Genomic DNA, 14,153 nt, shown 5'->3' with positions numbered 1-14,153 from the left:
GGCTGAGCGCGCCGGATCGGCCGACCGGGCCGCGACCCCCACTACGGCGGATCAGCGGACCGAGGCGGTTCCACCGACGGGCGCGGCCCGACCCCGGGGGCGGACCAGCCGACCGGGGCGCCTCTGCCGACCGGGGCGCCTCTGCCGACCGGGGTGTCTCCGTCGACCGGGGCGCCTCTGCCGATCGGGGTGTCTCCGTCGATCGGGGTGTCTCCGTCGAGCGGGGCGCGGCGGGCGGCCCCGGCGCACCGGGTGCGTCCGCCGCCCGCACGGCACCCGGCGCGTCCGCCGCCTCGCCGGCCCCCACCGCTGCGCCCGCCGCCGGGAGTTCCCCCGCTTCCCGTACCTCCGCGCCTTCCTCGGCCCCTCACGCGGCTGCGGCCTCCTCCGCATCCCCCACCTCTGCGGCCTCCTCCGCATCCCCCACCTCTGCGGCCCCTGCCGCTTCCCGCGCCTCTGCGGTCTCCTCCGCCTCCGTCATGCCGAGTGCGCCGGTCACTCCGGTCACGCCCGTCACGCCCGGCGCGCCGACCGATCCGGTGACGCCCGTCAGGCCGGCCGATCCGGACGCCCCGACGGCGCCGTCCGCGCCGTCCCCGGAACGCCGGCCGCAGCCGGAGCCCGAACCGGCGGCCGGAGCGGAGGCGGAGGGGCGGCAGCAGGCCGGGCTGTCCGCCGGGCCGCGGGCGGCACCGCTTCGGGCACCCCGCGCGGACGGTCGACCGACCTGTCGCAGGACCCCGCGGCCACCATGCCGCTGGGTCCGGTGACGGTTCCGCTCGCCGTGCGCCCCGCCGCCCGGCGGGACATCGCGGTCCGCCGCCTGGAGCAGCCGCCCCGGGGACGCCGCAGCGCGACCCGGCCCCGCAGCGCGACCCGGCCCCGCGGCGCGACGCAGCGCCGCAGTCCGCGCCCGAGGAGGCCGCGCAGCCCGAACGGCGGGCGCGCGGGCCCCGGTTCGCCGGGTTCGCCGTTCTGCCGGGGCGCGGCGGTCGCCCCGGCCGGCACGCGGGCAACCGGGCGGCGGGCCGGGGGCCCGGCAGCCGGGGGCGGGGAAGTGGGCCGCCGGTGGCCGGGCCGCGGCCGGACGGCCGGCGGCGGTGCCGGAGGCCGGGTCGGCGCAGGTCGAGCCGCGTCTTGTCGAGCGGCCGGGGGCCGTGCTGCCCGGCTGGGTCGCGGTGCTGGCCGGGCTGGCCGCCCTCGCGGCGTGCGCGGTGGTGGCGTGGTGGTCCGGGGCGGTGCCCGAGGGGCTGCTCGGTCTGCTGGGGCTGCCGGTGCGCCCGTACCGGGGGCTGGCGTTCGGGCCGGCGTTGCTGCTGGCGGTCGGGGTGCTGCTCGTGCTGTTCGCGTTCGGCGGCCTCACGCGCAGCAGGGTGGGGACGGCGTGGGTGCTCACGCTGTTCGGCGAGTACCGGGGCACGGTCCGCCGCACCGGCCTCGTGTGGGTGAGCCCCCTGCTCCTGCGCCGCCGCCTCGACGTGCGGATGCGGCACTGGCGCAGTGAACCGGTGGCGGCGGTGGACGCGGGCGGCACCGGGCTGAGGGTCGTGGTGCTGGTGGTGTGGCGGATCCGGGACACCGTCCGCGCGGCCTTCGCGGTGGCGGACCACGAGACGTACCTGCGGGAGCAGGTGGAGGCGGCGCTGGCCCGGGTGCTGTCCCGGCGGCCCGTCGACGCGCCGCGCTCCGGCGGCGGCGAGGCGCCGACGCTCCGGGACGCCGACGCGGTCGGCGAGGCCCTGACCCGTACGCTCTCCGCCGCCTGCGCGCCGGTCGGGATCGAGGTGTTCTCCGCGCAGCCGGTCCACATCGAGTACGCCCCCGAGATCGCGGCCGCGATGCGGCGGCGGCGGATCGCGGCGATCGAGGCGGACCAGCGGGACGCCGTGCTGTCGGGGGTGGTCGACGCGGTGGACGACGTGGTCCACCGGCTGACCGCGCGTGGTCTGGTCGAGCTGGACGACTACGACCGCAAGGCGCTGGTCAAGGACCTCACCGTGGCGTTCTGCGCGGGGCGGGGCGGTCCGGTCGAAGGCGCGTGAGCCGCCTGCGATTGGTATGGACATGACGAGTTCATGTCCCTAGATTGGGAGTTGGTCTAGACCGCAGCACGGCCCGTACGACGGTACGGCAGCACCGCAGCACGCCCGTTCCCTCCGCCATGACGTCGCGCGCGATCCCCCACCTCCCCACCGGAGTACAGCATGCGAGAGACGAGTCAGAAGAGGCATCGGATACGCACGGCGCTGGCCGTGGCCCTGGGGGTCGCCGGGGTCTCGGTCCTCGCCACCGGCAGCGCCGGCAGCCACGGCTACACCGACGCACCGATCAGCCGGCAGAAGCTCTGCGCCAACGGCACGGTCGCGAACTGCGGCTCCATCCAGTGGGAGCCGCAGTCCGTCGAGGGCCCGAAGGGCTTCCCGCTGGGCGGTCCCTCGGACGGCACCATCTGCTCGGGCGGCAACGCCCGGTTCGCCGAGCTCGACGACCCGCGGGGCGGCGCCTGGCCGGCCACGCAGGTGGCGAGCGGGCAGAGCTACAGCTTCCGCTGGCGGTTCACCGCCCCGCACCGCACGACCGACTTCCGCTACTACATCACCCGGAACGGCTGGGACCCCACCAGGCCGCTGACCCGCTCGGACCTGGACCCGCAGCCGTTCCTCACCGTCCCGTACAACGGCAAGCAGCCGCCGTACACCCTCACCCACCAGGGCACCATGCCGAGTGGCAAGACCGGCCGCCACCTGGTCCTGGCGGTGTGGAACGTGCACGACACGGCGAACGCGTTCTACGCCTGCTCCGACGTCCGGTTCTAGCCGCCCGCCCCCGCGGGTCCCGGTGTGCCGGTTCCGGTGCGCCGGCCCCCGCACCCGCGGGCCGACACGAAGAAGCCCCCCGCTTCCGCGAGGGGCTTCTTCCGTCTGTGCGCCGCCAGGGACTCGAACCCCGGACCCGCTGATTAAGAGTCAGCTGCTCTAACCAACTGAGCTAGCGGCGCCTGCTGACGGGGTTAATACTACCCGGTCCCGAGGGGTGCTCCCGACCGCGTTCAAACGTGGCGGGACTCACAGGGCCAGCGACAGCACCACCGGCGCCGCCTTGCGGTTCAGCGTGTCGGCCGCCGCGCGCAGGCGGTGGGCGTGCTCGATCGGCAGGGACAGCGCCAGGCAGCCCACCGACGACCCGGCCGTCAGCGGCACCGCCGCGCACACCGTGCCGACCGCGTACTCCTGGAGGTCCAGCACCGGCACGGTGGGCGGCTGGCTGTCCAGCTTGGAGAACAGCACCCGCTCGCTCGTGATCGTCCGGGAGGTCAGCCGGGCGATCTTGTGACGGGACAGGTGGTCCCGGCGGCCGTTCTGGTCGAGCTGGGTGAGCAGGCACTTGCCGACCGCGCTGGCGTGCGCCGCCGAGCGGAAGTCCACCCACTCGTTGACCTTCGGCGTGTGCGGCCCGTCCGCCATCTGCGTGATCTTGACCTCGCCGTCGATGTACCGGCTGATGTAGACGGCGGCGCCCACCGTGTCCCGCAGCGCGGTCAGCGTCTCCTGGAGCTTCGCTTCCAGCGCCTCCCGCCGGCTGGCACCCGACCCCAGCAGGAGCAGCGAGTCCCCGACCACGTACACACCGGCGGCGATCTCCTCGACGTACCCCTCCCGGCGCAGCATCCGCAGCAGCGGGGTCAGGTGGGCGACCGGGAGTCCGGCCTCCTTCGCGAGCTGGCTGTCGCTGACGCCGCCGCCGTGCCGGGCGACCGTCTCCAGCACACGCAGGGCGTACTGCACCGAATGGAACGCCGGATGCGGCTTGGGCTTCGGCGCCACGGTTTCCCCCTACCAGGTTGTGACCGCATGCTTCCTCCCCACGATAACCGCCAAGGGCCGTTTTCGGGCGCCCCGTTGACAAGAACGCCGGGGCGCCCCGGCCGTATACGCTGGGGCGCTCCCTTGTGGCATGTGCTGCTGGCATATCGAGGTGCGGTCGGGGCCGATGCGGCGGCCGGTCGGCGGCCCCGTCGGCCGAAACCGGGACGGGGCCGGATCCGAGCGGTGGACGGCGGTCCGGCTCAGAGCACGGCGCCGAGGAACTCGCGGGTCCGGGCGTGCTCGGGCGCGGAGAAGATCTGCTCCGGCGGACCTGCCTCGATCACCCGCCCGGAGTCGAACATCAGCACCTGGTCCGAGATGTCCCGCGCGAAGTTCATCTCGTGCGTGACGCAGAGCATCGTGATGTCCGTGGTCCGCGCGATGTCCCGCAGCAGGTCCAGCACCCCCGCCACCAGTTCCGGGTCGAGCGCCGACGTCACCTCGTCCAGCAGCAGCACCTTCGGCCGCATGGCCAGGGCCCGGGCGATCGCCACCCGCTGCTGCTGCCCGCCGGACAGCTGCGCCGGCCGGGCGCCCGCCTTGTCGGCGAGCCCGACCATCTCCAGCAGGCCGCGGGCGCGCTCCTCCGCCTCGTCGCGGCCCATCCCGAGCACCCGCACCGGCGCCTCGGTGATGTTGCGCAGCACGGACATGTTCGGGAACAGGTTGAACTGCTGGAAGACCATCCCGATCTGCTTGCGCAGCTCGCGCCGCTGCCGCTCGTCGGCGGGGAACAGCCGCTCGCCGCCGACCTCGATCGTGCCCCGGTCGGGCCGCTCCAGCGTCATCAGCATCCGCAGGATGGTCGTCTTGCCGGAGCCGGACGGCCCGATCAGGGTGACGTGCTGACCCGGGGAGACCGAGAACGACAGGTCGTCGAGGACGGTGTGCTCACCGAAGCTCTTCCCGACGCCCTCGAAGCGGACGAGTTCGGTGGACGGTCCGGTGGACGGTTCAGTGGACAAGGCGGCGCTCCAGGGCTCGGACGAGAAGGGAAGCCGGGTAGGCGATGAGGATGAAGGCGACACCGACGACGGTGAGCGGCTCGGTGTACTGGAAGGTCACGGCGCTCTGCAGCCGCGCCTGCTGGAGCATCTCCAGCACGCCGATCGCCATGAGGATCGGCGTGTCCTTCAGCATGGCGATGACGTAGTTGCCGAGCGCGGGGGCGACCCGCCGCAGCGCCTGCGGCAGGATCACCGCGGTCCAGGTGCGGTGCGCGGGCAGGCTCAGCGCCGTCGCCGCCTCCCACTGGCCCGCCGGCACGGCGTCGATGCCGGCCCGGTAGACCTGCGCGGTGTACGTCGAGTAGTGCAGCCCGATCGCGAACGTGCCGGTGACCAGCGCGGAGAACTGCACGCCCCACTCCGGCAGCACGAAGAACAGGAAGAAGAGCTGCACGAGCAGCGGCGTCGTGCGGATGAACTCGGTGAACACGTGCACCGGCCACCGCACCCACCGGCTGGGCGCGCGGAACGCGGCCGCCCACACCAGGCCCAGCGAGAACGCCAGCAGCGACCCCAGCACGAGGACCTGGAGCGTCACCAGCAGCCCGTCCGCGAAGCGCGGAAGGAAGTCCCAGACAGCAGACCAGTCCCAGTTCACTTGGCGGCCACCCCCAGATTCGCCTTGGTCCGTCGTTCGAGGGCCTTCATCGACTGCGTGATGCCGAAGGCGATGACGGCGTAGATCACCAGCACGACCGTGTAGATCTGCGCGCTCTCCTGCGTCGCCAGCCGGACCAGGTACGCCGCGAACGACACGTCACCCACGCCCAGCAGCGACACCAGGGCCGTGCCCTTCAGCAGCTCCACCAGCAGGTTGCAGAAGGACGGCAGCATCTCCGGCACCGCCTGCGGCAGCAGCACGAGCCGCATCCGCTGCCAGGGCGTGAAGCTCAGCGCCACGGCCGCCTCCCGCTGCGCCGGCGCCACCGCGTTCAGCGCCCCGCGCACGATCTCGGCGCCGTACGCGCCGTACGACAGGCCCAGCGCGAGCACCGCCGCCCACATCGGCACCAGCTGCCAGCCCAGCAGCGGAGGCACCACGAAGAACAGCCAGAACATCAGCACCAGAGCCGACACGCCACGGAACACCTCCGTGTACGCCGCCGCCAGGAAGCGCACCGCGCGGGAGCGGTGCGTCCTGGCCGTGCCCACGGTGAACGCCACGGCGGCGCCCAGGGCCGCGCTGAACACCAGCAGCTGCAGGGTGGTCCAGATGCCGGGCAGGACCCAGTTCTCCCAGAGTCCGGAGGTCATCGGCACAGCTCCTCGGCGGTCAGCGTGGTCATCTCGGACTCCGTGAAGCCGAACCGCCGCAGGATCCGGAAGAGCTCGCCGCTCCGCTTCATCTTGTGTATCTCGGCGTTGAAGGCGTCCCGCAGGTCGCCGTCGGTGAGGCGGAAGGCGAAGCCGCCGCCGTCGATCTGCTCCTTGCCGTCGACGACGGCCGCGAACGCCTCGGTGGCCTCGGCCCTGCTGCTCTTCTTCACCACCTCGCGGGCGGTGAGCGCGGTCCCGGCGAACACGTCGACGCGGCCGGACTCGACGGCGTTCAGTCCGGCCACCTGGTCCTGGAGAATGACGATGTCCTTCTCGGGGTACCCGGCCGCCACGGCGTAGCCGATCTGCGCGTAGCCGGTGCCGGTGGCGAGCCGGGCCCTCTTCCGCACAGCGTCGTCGTAGGAGCGCAGGCCGAGGGGATTGCCCTTGCGGACGATGAAGGAGTCGAGCATCTGGTACTCGGGGTCCGAGAACAGCACCTGCGCGCAGCGTTCCTTCTTGATGTACATCCCGGCGGACACCACGTCGAACTGCTGCGCGTTGAGGCCGGGTATGAGGGAGCCGAAGCCCGTGGCGACCGGCTGGACCCGGTCGATGCCGAGCCGCTTGAAGACCACCTTGGCGAGTTCGGGCGCCTCCCCGGTGAAGGCCCCTTGTTCGTCGATGTACCCGTACGGCACCTCGCCGGCGATGCCCAGCCGCACGGTGCGCTGCGAGCGCAGCCGGGCGAGCGCGTCCCCGGACGGCACGCGGGCGCACCCCGTGCCGCCGAGCGCGAACCCCGACGCGCCGAGCGCGGCGCCGCCGACCAGTAGCGAGCGCCGTCTTATGGATCCTGCTTCCCTGGAGTCTGTGAGGGCCATGGGCGCGCGGCTACCCGAAGCGGCGAGGGCTATGCGTGCGGGTTTCCCGCCGGACGCGCCCGGCGACCGCGCCGAAGGACCAGGAGGCTGACCATGACCACCGTCGGACTGCTCCGCCCGGAAGGCCACGCGGAGGACGACTACCGCCGTATCGAGACGCTGCTGGACAGCGACATCCGCGTGGCCTCGGTGGCGTACGGGGGGCCGGACGAGGATCCGGAGCGACTCGCCGCCGAGGCGGCGGGGCTGCGGCTCGCGGGCGCCGAAGCGGTGGTATGGGCGTCCACCGGGGCGTCGTTCGTACGGGGCTGGGAGGCGGCGCACGAGCAGGCCCGCGCACTGGCCCTGGCGGCCGGGGTGCCGGCCTCCAGCACGTCGATCGGTTTCGCGCACGCGGTGCGGGCGGTGGGCGCCGTGCGGGTCGCCCTCGCCGCGACGTACGCGCAGGACGTCACGGAGGGCTTCGCCCGGTTCCTGGAGGCGGCCGGGATCGAGGTGGTCGGCACCCGCCGGGCCCATGCCGCGGGTCCGCTGCCCGATCTGGTGCGGGCCGCGGACGACCCCGGCGCGCAGGCGGTCCTGGTGCCGGACACGGCCCTCGCGACGGTGTCCCTGCTGCCCGAGGCGGAAACGGCCGTCGGCAAGCCGGTCCTGACGGGCACGCTGGTCACGGTGTGGGAGGGCCTGCGGCTGGCGGAGCGCCGCGGGGCGTGGGCGGAGGAACTGGGCACGCTCTTCGCCCGCCACGAGCCGCGGGACGTCTGGGAGCCGGACCACTGACCACCCGGTCGGTCTCCGGCCACGCGCCACCTCCGGTCGGTCTCCGGCCACGCGCCACCCCCGGTCAGGCTCCGGCCGCGCGCCGTCCGCGGTCGGTCTCCGGCCACGCGCCACCCCGGGTCGGGCTCCGGCCGCGCGCCATCCGCGGAATCCGGCGGCGCACGCCGCTCGTGGACGGGGGCTCGCGCCGCCCGGGCGGGTAGCGGCTCACGCCACCGGCGGATACCGGCTTGCGCCGCCCGCGGAATCCGGCGCGCGCCGCCCGGGCGGGTTCCGGCTTGCGCCAGCCCCGGAAACCGGCTTGCGTCACCCGTGGGATCCGGCGCGCGCCGTTCGCGGATTCGGGCCCGCGCCGCCCGCCGGTTCCGGCCCGCGCCGCCCGAGGCTTCCGGCCCGCGCGCCCGTCGGCGCCCGGCCCGCCGCTGGGTGTCCGGGCACGCCGCTCCCGGCGGTGCCTCTCACCGTGGCCGGGGACCGTCGGCCGGCGGCGCGGTACGCCCCGCCATGCGGCCCACGTCCGCGCCGCTCCGGTCGGCCCGCCCTGTACCGCCGGCGCCTCGCCGGCAGCCCCCACCCGGCACCCCCGTACCGCCGGCCCTGTACCGTCGGCCCGCCGGCAGCCTCGCCGGCACCCCCGTACCGTCGGCGCCTCACGCGGCACCCGCCCCGTACAGCCGGCCCTGTACCGCCGGCCCCGCCGGCAGCCTCGCCCGGCACCCGCCCCGTACCGCCCGCCCGGTGGGCTCCCGCCGCCTCGCCTCGGGCGCCGCCCGCCCCCGTGGCCGTCGGCCTCAGGACAGCTCCGCCGCCTCCCTCTGCGGGGAATAACCGGAAGGACCCTCCAGTTAGGTTCTGCGTACGTGCACGGCCCTGACAGGAGGACCCCGCGGTGAGCGAGCCCGCATCGACGAACGCGACAGACCATCCGGCCATACGCGGGGCGGCCCGGGGCGCCGCGCCCGTGCCGCTCTCCGTGCTGGACCTGGTCACCGTCGGCCGCGGCAGCACCGCCGCCGAGGCGCTCGCCACCAGCGTCGCGCTCGCGAGGCTCGCCGAGCGCCGCGGCTACCACCGCCACTGGGTCGCCGAGCACCACTCGATGCCCGGCGTCGCCTCCTCCTCCCCGGCCGTGATCCTCGCCCACCTCGCCGCGCACACCGGCCGCATCCGGCTCGGCTCCGGCGGCGTGATGCTGCCGAACCACGCCCCGCTCGTGGTCGCCGAGCAGTTCGGCACGCTGGAGGCGCTCGCACCGGGCCGGGTGGACCTGGGCCTCGGGCGGGCGCCCGGCACCGACGGGGCCACGGCGGCCGCCCTGCGCCGTACCGACACCCCGGGCGAGGGGGCCGACGACTTCCCGCGGCAGCTCGCCGAGCTGGTCGCGTTCCTGGACGACGACATCCCCGCAGGCCACCGGTACGCCGGGATCCACGCCGTGCCGGGGCCGGTGCAGGGGTCGCGGGGCCGCCCGCCGGTGTGGCTGCTCGGCTCGTCCGGGTACAGCGCGCGACTGGCGGGGGAGCTGGGGCTGCCCTTCGCGTTCGCCCACCACTTCTCCGCCCGCAACACGGTCCCGGCGCTGGACCTCTACCGCGCCTCCTTCCGCCCGTCCGCCGTGCTGGACGCGCCGTACGCCCTCATCGGCGTCTCCGCGCTGGCCGCCGACGACGCGGGGGAGGCCCGCCGGCAGGTGCTGACCGGCGCGCTGTCGATGCTGCGGCTGCGCACTGGGCGCCCCGGGCTGATCCCCACGCCCGAGGAGGCGGAGGCGTACCCGTTCGGCCCGGCGGAGCGGGACTTCGTCGACCGCTGGCTGGCCGACGTCGTGCACGGCACGCCGGACGAGGTGCGGGCGGGCCTGGACGAGCTCCAGGGGCGCACGGGAGCGGACGAGTTGATGCTGACGGCGAACGTCCACAGCGGCGCGGCGCGGCTGCGCTCGTACGAGCTGGTGGCGGACGCGTACGGCTTCGCTGGTTCGGCCTCGGGAAGCGGTGCACAAGTGTCCTAAGTGAACCTTAAACCGCTCGTCACCCCCGGTGGCGAGCGGCTCGGTGGGACCCGGGAGGGGCTCTGACGAGGGCTTTCCTGCGCGAATTGGTCTAGTCCTCGTTTGGTTCAGACCATTGACGGGCGCGGGCGGCGGTGGCTATCAATGCTCCAACTTCCGCATCGCGCACCCCGCTTCGCCCCCCTCGGAGGCCCCCCGTGCACGCCCGTAAACCCTTGCTCGCCGCGCTCACCAGCGCCGCCCTCGCCGCCGGAGCGCTGGCCGCCGTCACCTTCGGCGGCGCCGCGGCGTCGGCGGCGGACACCGCGCCCGCCGCCGACGGCAAGGGCGGAGTGAAGATCGCCTACTACGACCAGTGGAGCATCTACGGCAACGCCTTCTACCCGAAGCACCTGGACACCCGGGGCATCGCGGCGAAGCTGGACGTCATCAACTACTCGTTCGGCAACATCCACCCCACCGACCTCACCTGCTTCATGGCGAACAAGGCGGCGGGCGACGACAACAACCCCAACGCCGGTGACGGCGCGGGCGACTCCTACGCCGACTACCAGCGCACCTTCTCCGCCGCGGACAGCGTGGACGGCGTCGCCGACAAGTGGGACCAGCCGATCGTGGGCGTCTTCAACCAGTTCAAGGAGCTGAAGGCGAAGCACCCGCACCTCAAGATCAACATCTCGCTGGGCGGCTGGACGTACTCGAAGTACTTCCACGACGCCGCCAAGACCGACGAGAGCCGCAAGAAGCTCGTCTCGTCCTGCATCAAGCAGTACATCCAGGGCGACCTGCCCGTCGAGGGCGGCTACGGCGGCCCCGGCACCGCGGCCGGCATCTTCGACGGCATCGACATCGACTGGGAGTACCCCGGCTCCTCCGGCGGCCACCTCGGCAACCACTACGGACCCGAGGACAAGGAGAACTTCACGCTGCTGCTGGCGGAGTTCCGCAAGCAGCTCGACGCGTACGGAGCCGCGCACGGCGGCGAGAAGTACCTGCTGACCGCAGCCCTCCCGGCCGGCCAGGACAAGATCAAGTACATCGAGACGGACAAGATCGGCGCGTACCTCGACTACGCGAACATCATGACGTACGACATGCACGGCGCCTGGGACGGCGACGGGCCGACGTACCACCAGTCCCCGCTGTACTCCGGGGCGAACGACCCGACCGACCCGATCGAGCCCGGCACCGAGAAGTACTCCATCGACGACGCCATCGACGCGTGGATCGACGGCGACCCGGTCTACGGCATCGCCGGCGGCTTCCCGGCGGACAAGCTCACCCTCGGGTACGAGTTCTACTACCGCGGCTGGAAGGGCGTCCCGGCCGGCGCCACCCACGGCCTGGCGCAGCCCGCCACGGGCGGCTCGGCGGCCCGCCCGCTGAGCCGGCAGGCAGGCATCGCCCACTACAAGGAGCTCGGCGGCATCGTCGACAACCCGGCGACGACGTTCTGGGACGACGACGCGAAGGCGTCCTACTTCTACAAGGACGGCGAGTTCTTCACCGGCCTGGACAAGCGCGCCGTCCAGGCGCGCGCCGACTACGCGCACAGCCGCGGACTGGCGGGCGCGATGATGTACTCGCTGCTCGGGCTGGACGAGGACACGACCCTGCTGAACCACATCGTGGAAGCGGTCGGCTCCACCCCGCAGACGCCGAGCCCCACCCCCACGGACCCGACCCCCACCCCCACCCCGACCGAGCCCACCCCGACCCCGACCCCCACCGCCCCGGAGGGCTGCACGGCCGCGGCCTGGAGCACGTCCGCCACCTACACCGGCGGCAGCGAGGTCTCCCACGACGGCCGCACCTGGAAGGCCGAGTGGTGGACGCAGGGCGAGGAGCCCGGCACCACCGGCGAATGGGGCGTGTGGCAGGACCTCGGCGCCTGCTGACCCGCAAGGCCCCATGACGGCCGCCCCCCACACCGCCGCCCCTGACCGGAGAGACCACATCCTCCCGGTCGGGGGCGGTTCTCACGCGTCCGCCGGGCTCAGGCCGTCCTCGCGCCGACCCGGATCATCTCCGCGATGCGCTCCGGGTCCACCGCCCGCGAGTACAGCCAGCCCTGACCGGTGTCGCAGCCGATCCGCCGCAGCCTCGCCGCCTGCCCGGCGGTCTCCACGCACTCGGCGGTGACGGTCAGCCCCAGCCGGTGTGCGAGGTCCACCATGGCCTCGACGATGACCTCGTCCGCGGGGTTCGGGTGCGCCTCGTCCTGGAAGCCCCGTACGAACGACCCGTCCAGCTTCAGCACGGACACGGGCAGCCTGCTGAGGTAGGCGAGGTTCGAGTAGCCGGTGCCGAAGTCGTCGATGGCGATCCGCACCCCCATGTCGCTGAGCGCCTGCAGGGCCTGGAGGGGCCGCCCCGCCGAACCCATCACGGCCGACTCGGTCAGCTCCAGCTGGAGCAGCCGCGGCGCGAGCCCGGTCTCGCCCAGGATCTGCGCGACGTCCGCCACCAGGTCGGAGTCCCACACCTGGCGGACGGCGACGTTGACGCTGACGAAGAGTGGCGGCTCCGAGGGGTGGTCCTGCTGCCAGCTGCGGGCCTGGCGGCACGCGGTCCGCAGCACCCACCGCCCCAGCTGCACGATGGAGCCGTCCTCCTCCGCGATCCCGACGAACCGATTCGGCGCCAGGGTGCCGAACCGCGGGTGGTTCCAGCGGACCAGCGCCTCCACACCGCGGACGGTGCCGTCCGCCATCCCCACCAGCGGCTGGTAGGCGAGGGCGAACTCGCCACGCTCCACGGCCGGCCGCAGATGGGAGGAGAGCGCCTGCCGCGTCATGCGGTGGGCGTTGCGCTCCGGGTCGAAGAGCGTCCAGCGGGCCTTCCCGTCGGCCTTCGCCCAGTAGAGCGTGGTGTCGGCGGCCTGCATCAGCCCGTTGACGTTGGTGCCGGCGGCGGCCCGCTCCACGACACCGATGGAGGCCGACACCGACAGCCGCTGCCCCGCCAGGTCGAACGGCTCCTGCACGGCGGCGAGCAGCGCGCCGGCCAGGTCGGTGAGCTGCTCGGTGCCGGCCGCGTCCTCGACGAGCACGGCGAACTCGTCACCGCCGAGCCGCGCCACGAGGTGGCCGCCGCGGGTGTGCGGGTCGTTGTCCGCGCACTCGGCGAGGCGGCCGGCGACGGCGGCGAGCAACTGGTCGCCCACCCGGTGGCCGAGCGTGTCGTTGACGGCCTTGAACCCGTCCAGGTCGAGGTAGCAGAGCCCGATCCGCCCGGTGCCCCCGTCCTCGTACCCGTCGTACGAGGAGTTCTCCAGCGCGGACGTCAGCCGCTCGAAGAACAGCGTGCGGTTGGGCAGCCGGGTCACGGGGTCGTACATCTGGAGGTGGCGCAGCCGGGCCTGGAGCGCGCGGCGGTCGCTGATGTCGGCGACCGACAGCAGGACGCTGCGGCCGCCGGGCACGGGTGCGACCGTCACCTCGGTCCACACGGAGTGCCCGTCGGGGTGCTTGAGGCGGCGGGTGCACCGGAGGCGGGACCGGTGGCCGCGGAGCACCTCGTGGTAGGCGTGCCAGGTGCGGCGGTCGGCGGCCAGGTCGACCAGGTCGGCGGCGGCCTGGCGGCGCAGGGACGACCGGTCGGTGCCGAGGAGGGCGGCGAGGGAGTCGTTGGCGCTGACGACCAGCCCCTCCGGGTCGACCACGGCCATGGCGAGCTGCGCGCTCCTGAACGCGGCGCCGATGTCCCGCAGTTCACCGGGCGCGGCGGCCGCCGGGGCGTCCCCGGACGCCGGTGCCGGTGCCGGTGCGGTGCCTGCGGCGGGTACGGCGGCGGGGCCCGTGCGGGCGGGGCCCTGCGGGTGCGGCAGCGCGCCCGCCGCGGGGTCCGTGCCGGGGGCGGGGGCCGCACCGGAGCCGGCGGCGGGGGAGGCCCCCGGGGCGGCGGGGCGGGCGGCGGCCGCGGTACGGCCGCGGGGGACGGCGGGGACCGCGCCGCCGCCCGGTCCCGCCGGGCGGGACCCGGCACCGGTGGCGGGGCCCGCGGCGGGACCCGTCGCGAGGGCGGCGGCCAGGCCGGTCATGGTGCCGGGGGCGGCGCGCAGCACGCGGACCGTGCGGGGGCGCCGGACGCGCCGGCCCGGGGCCGCGCCACCGGATCCGCGCCGCTCACCGGGCCGGGACCGGGTCCTCCGCCCGCGGCGGCCGCCGTCCCGGAACCCGCCGTACCGGACCCGGCCGGGAAGCCGCCGGGGCCCGCCGTGCGGCCGGCGGGGCGGGCGCCGGGGGAGTCGGCGCAGGGGGCGGCGCCGGGCACCGCCGCGAGTCCCGGGCGGCCCGCGGGTCTGCCGGCCGGGTGCGCCGACCTGGCGCTGTCACGCTGAGTGATC

Annotated in this window: 12 protein-coding genes and 1 tRNA gene; 5 read left to right on the top strand and 8 right to left on the bottom strand. The window is 74.6% G+C overall.

Annotated elements, in window-relative coordinates; genetic code table 11:
- Positions 1-367 precede the first annotated feature (367 nt).
- On the bottom strand, positions 368-508 hold the full coding sequence (locus tag L6E17_RS12665) for a hypothetical protein (RefSeq protein WP_236240912.1): 141 nt from the start codon (positions 506-508) through the stop codon (positions 368-370).
- Positions 509-1,100: 592 nt separating this feature from the next.
- Between L6E17_RS12665 and L6E17_RS12660 the strand changes: the two genes are divergently transcribed.
- Both L6E17_RS12660 and L6E17_RS12655 read left to right on the top strand, forming a co-directional pair.
- On the top strand, positions 1,101-2,042 hold the full coding sequence (locus tag L6E17_RS12660; protein ID WP_236240840.1) for an SPFH domain-containing protein: 942 nt from the start codon (positions 1,101-1,103) through the stop codon (positions 2,040-2,042).
- Positions 2,043-2,204: 162 nt separating this feature from the next.
- Positions 2,205-2,816: a lytic polysaccharide monooxygenase gene (locus tag L6E17_RS12655; protein WP_236240839.1), complete on the top strand. Its 612-nt coding sequence runs from the start codon at positions 2,205-2,207 to the stop codon at positions 2,814-2,816.
- 108 nt (positions 2,817-2,924) lie between these two features.
- Here the strand turns inward: L6E17_RS12655 and L6E17_RS12650 are convergent.
- The 6 genes from L6E17_RS12650 to ehuB all read right to left on the bottom strand — a co-directional run bounded on the left by L6E17_RS12650 (position 2,925) and on the right by ehuB (position 7,014).
- Positions 2,925-2,998: transfer RNA gene (locus L6E17_RS12650), tRNA-Lys, on the bottom strand.
- 67 nt (positions 2,999-3,065) lie between these two features.
- The gene (locus L6E17_RS12645; RefSeq protein WP_236240838.1) at positions 3,066-3,824 is read right to left on the bottom strand and encodes an IclR family transcriptional regulator; all 759 of its coding nucleotides are present in this window, start codon (positions 3,822-3,824) and stop codon (positions 3,066-3,068) included.
- A 242-nt stretch (positions 3,825-4,066) separates the two neighbouring features.
- Complete coding sequence (gene ehuA, locus L6E17_RS12640) at positions 4,067-4,831, bottom strand: ectoine/hydroxyectoine ABC transporter ATP-binding protein EhuA (protein ID WP_236240837.1); 765 nt, start codon at positions 4,829-4,831, stop codon at positions 4,067-4,069.
- A complete protein-coding gene (gene ehuD, locus L6E17_RS12635; protein WP_236240836.1) occupies positions 4,821-5,471 on the bottom strand; it encodes an ectoine/hydroxyectoine ABC transporter permease subunit EhuD in 651 nt (216 codons plus the stop codon). The genes ehuA and ehuD overlap by 11 nt, the downstream gene beginning before the upstream one ends.
- Positions 5,468-6,127, bottom strand: a complete 660-nt coding sequence (gene ehuC / locus L6E17_RS12630; protein ID WP_236240835.1) for an ectoine/hydroxyectoine ABC transporter permease subunit EhuC — start codon at positions 6,125-6,127, stop codon at positions 5,468-5,470. Before ehuC ends, ehuD begins: the two co-directional genes overlap by 4 nt.
- Entirely contained in the window at positions 6,124-7,014 is an 891-nt protein-coding gene (gene ehuB / locus L6E17_RS12625) for an ectoine/hydroxyectoine ABC transporter substrate-binding protein EhuB (protein WP_236240834.1), read from the bottom strand. Before ehuB ends, ehuC begins: the two co-directional genes overlap by 4 nt.
- A 93-nt stretch (positions 7,015-7,107) precedes the next feature.
- Between ehuB and L6E17_RS12620 the strand changes: the two genes are divergently transcribed.
- The 3 genes from L6E17_RS12620 (at position 7,108) to L6E17_RS12610 (ending at position 11,703) form a co-directional block, all read left to right on the top strand.
- Positions 7,108-7,794 (top strand): decarboxylase, encoded by a 687-nt coding sequence (locus L6E17_RS12620; RefSeq protein ID WP_236240833.1) that lies wholly within the window; start codon positions 7,108-7,110, stop codon positions 7,792-7,794.
- A gap of 889 nt (positions 7,795-8,683) precedes the next feature.
- The gene (locus L6E17_RS12615) at positions 8,684-9,805 is read left to right on the top strand and encodes an LLM class flavin-dependent oxidoreductase (protein ID WP_236240832.1); all 1,122 of its coding nucleotides are present in this window, start codon (positions 8,684-8,686) and stop codon (positions 9,803-9,805) included.
- A gap of 197 nt (positions 9,806-10,002) precedes the next feature.
- Positions 10,003-11,703, top strand: a complete 1,701-nt coding sequence (locus L6E17_RS12610) for a glycosyl hydrolase family 18 protein (RefSeq protein WP_236240831.1) — start codon at positions 10,003-10,005, stop codon at positions 11,701-11,703.
- A 98-nt stretch (positions 11,704-11,801) separates the two neighbouring features.
- Here the strand turns inward: L6E17_RS12610 and L6E17_RS12605 are convergent, their stop codons facing one another.
- Positions 11,802-13,847: a bifunctional diguanylate cyclase/phosphodiesterase gene (locus L6E17_RS12605; RefSeq protein WP_268985152.1), complete on the bottom strand. Its 2,046-nt coding sequence runs from the start codon at positions 13,845-13,847 to the stop codon at positions 11,802-11,804.
- Between the last annotated feature and the right edge of the window lie 306 nt (positions 13,848-14,153).

This window comes from Streptomyces sp. CC228A, assembly GCF_021390935.1.
Lineage (GTDB): Bacteria > Actinomycetota > Actinomycetes > Streptomycetales > Streptomycetaceae > Streptomyces.
This window is presented reverse-complemented; position numbering and strand designations above follow the sequence as displayed.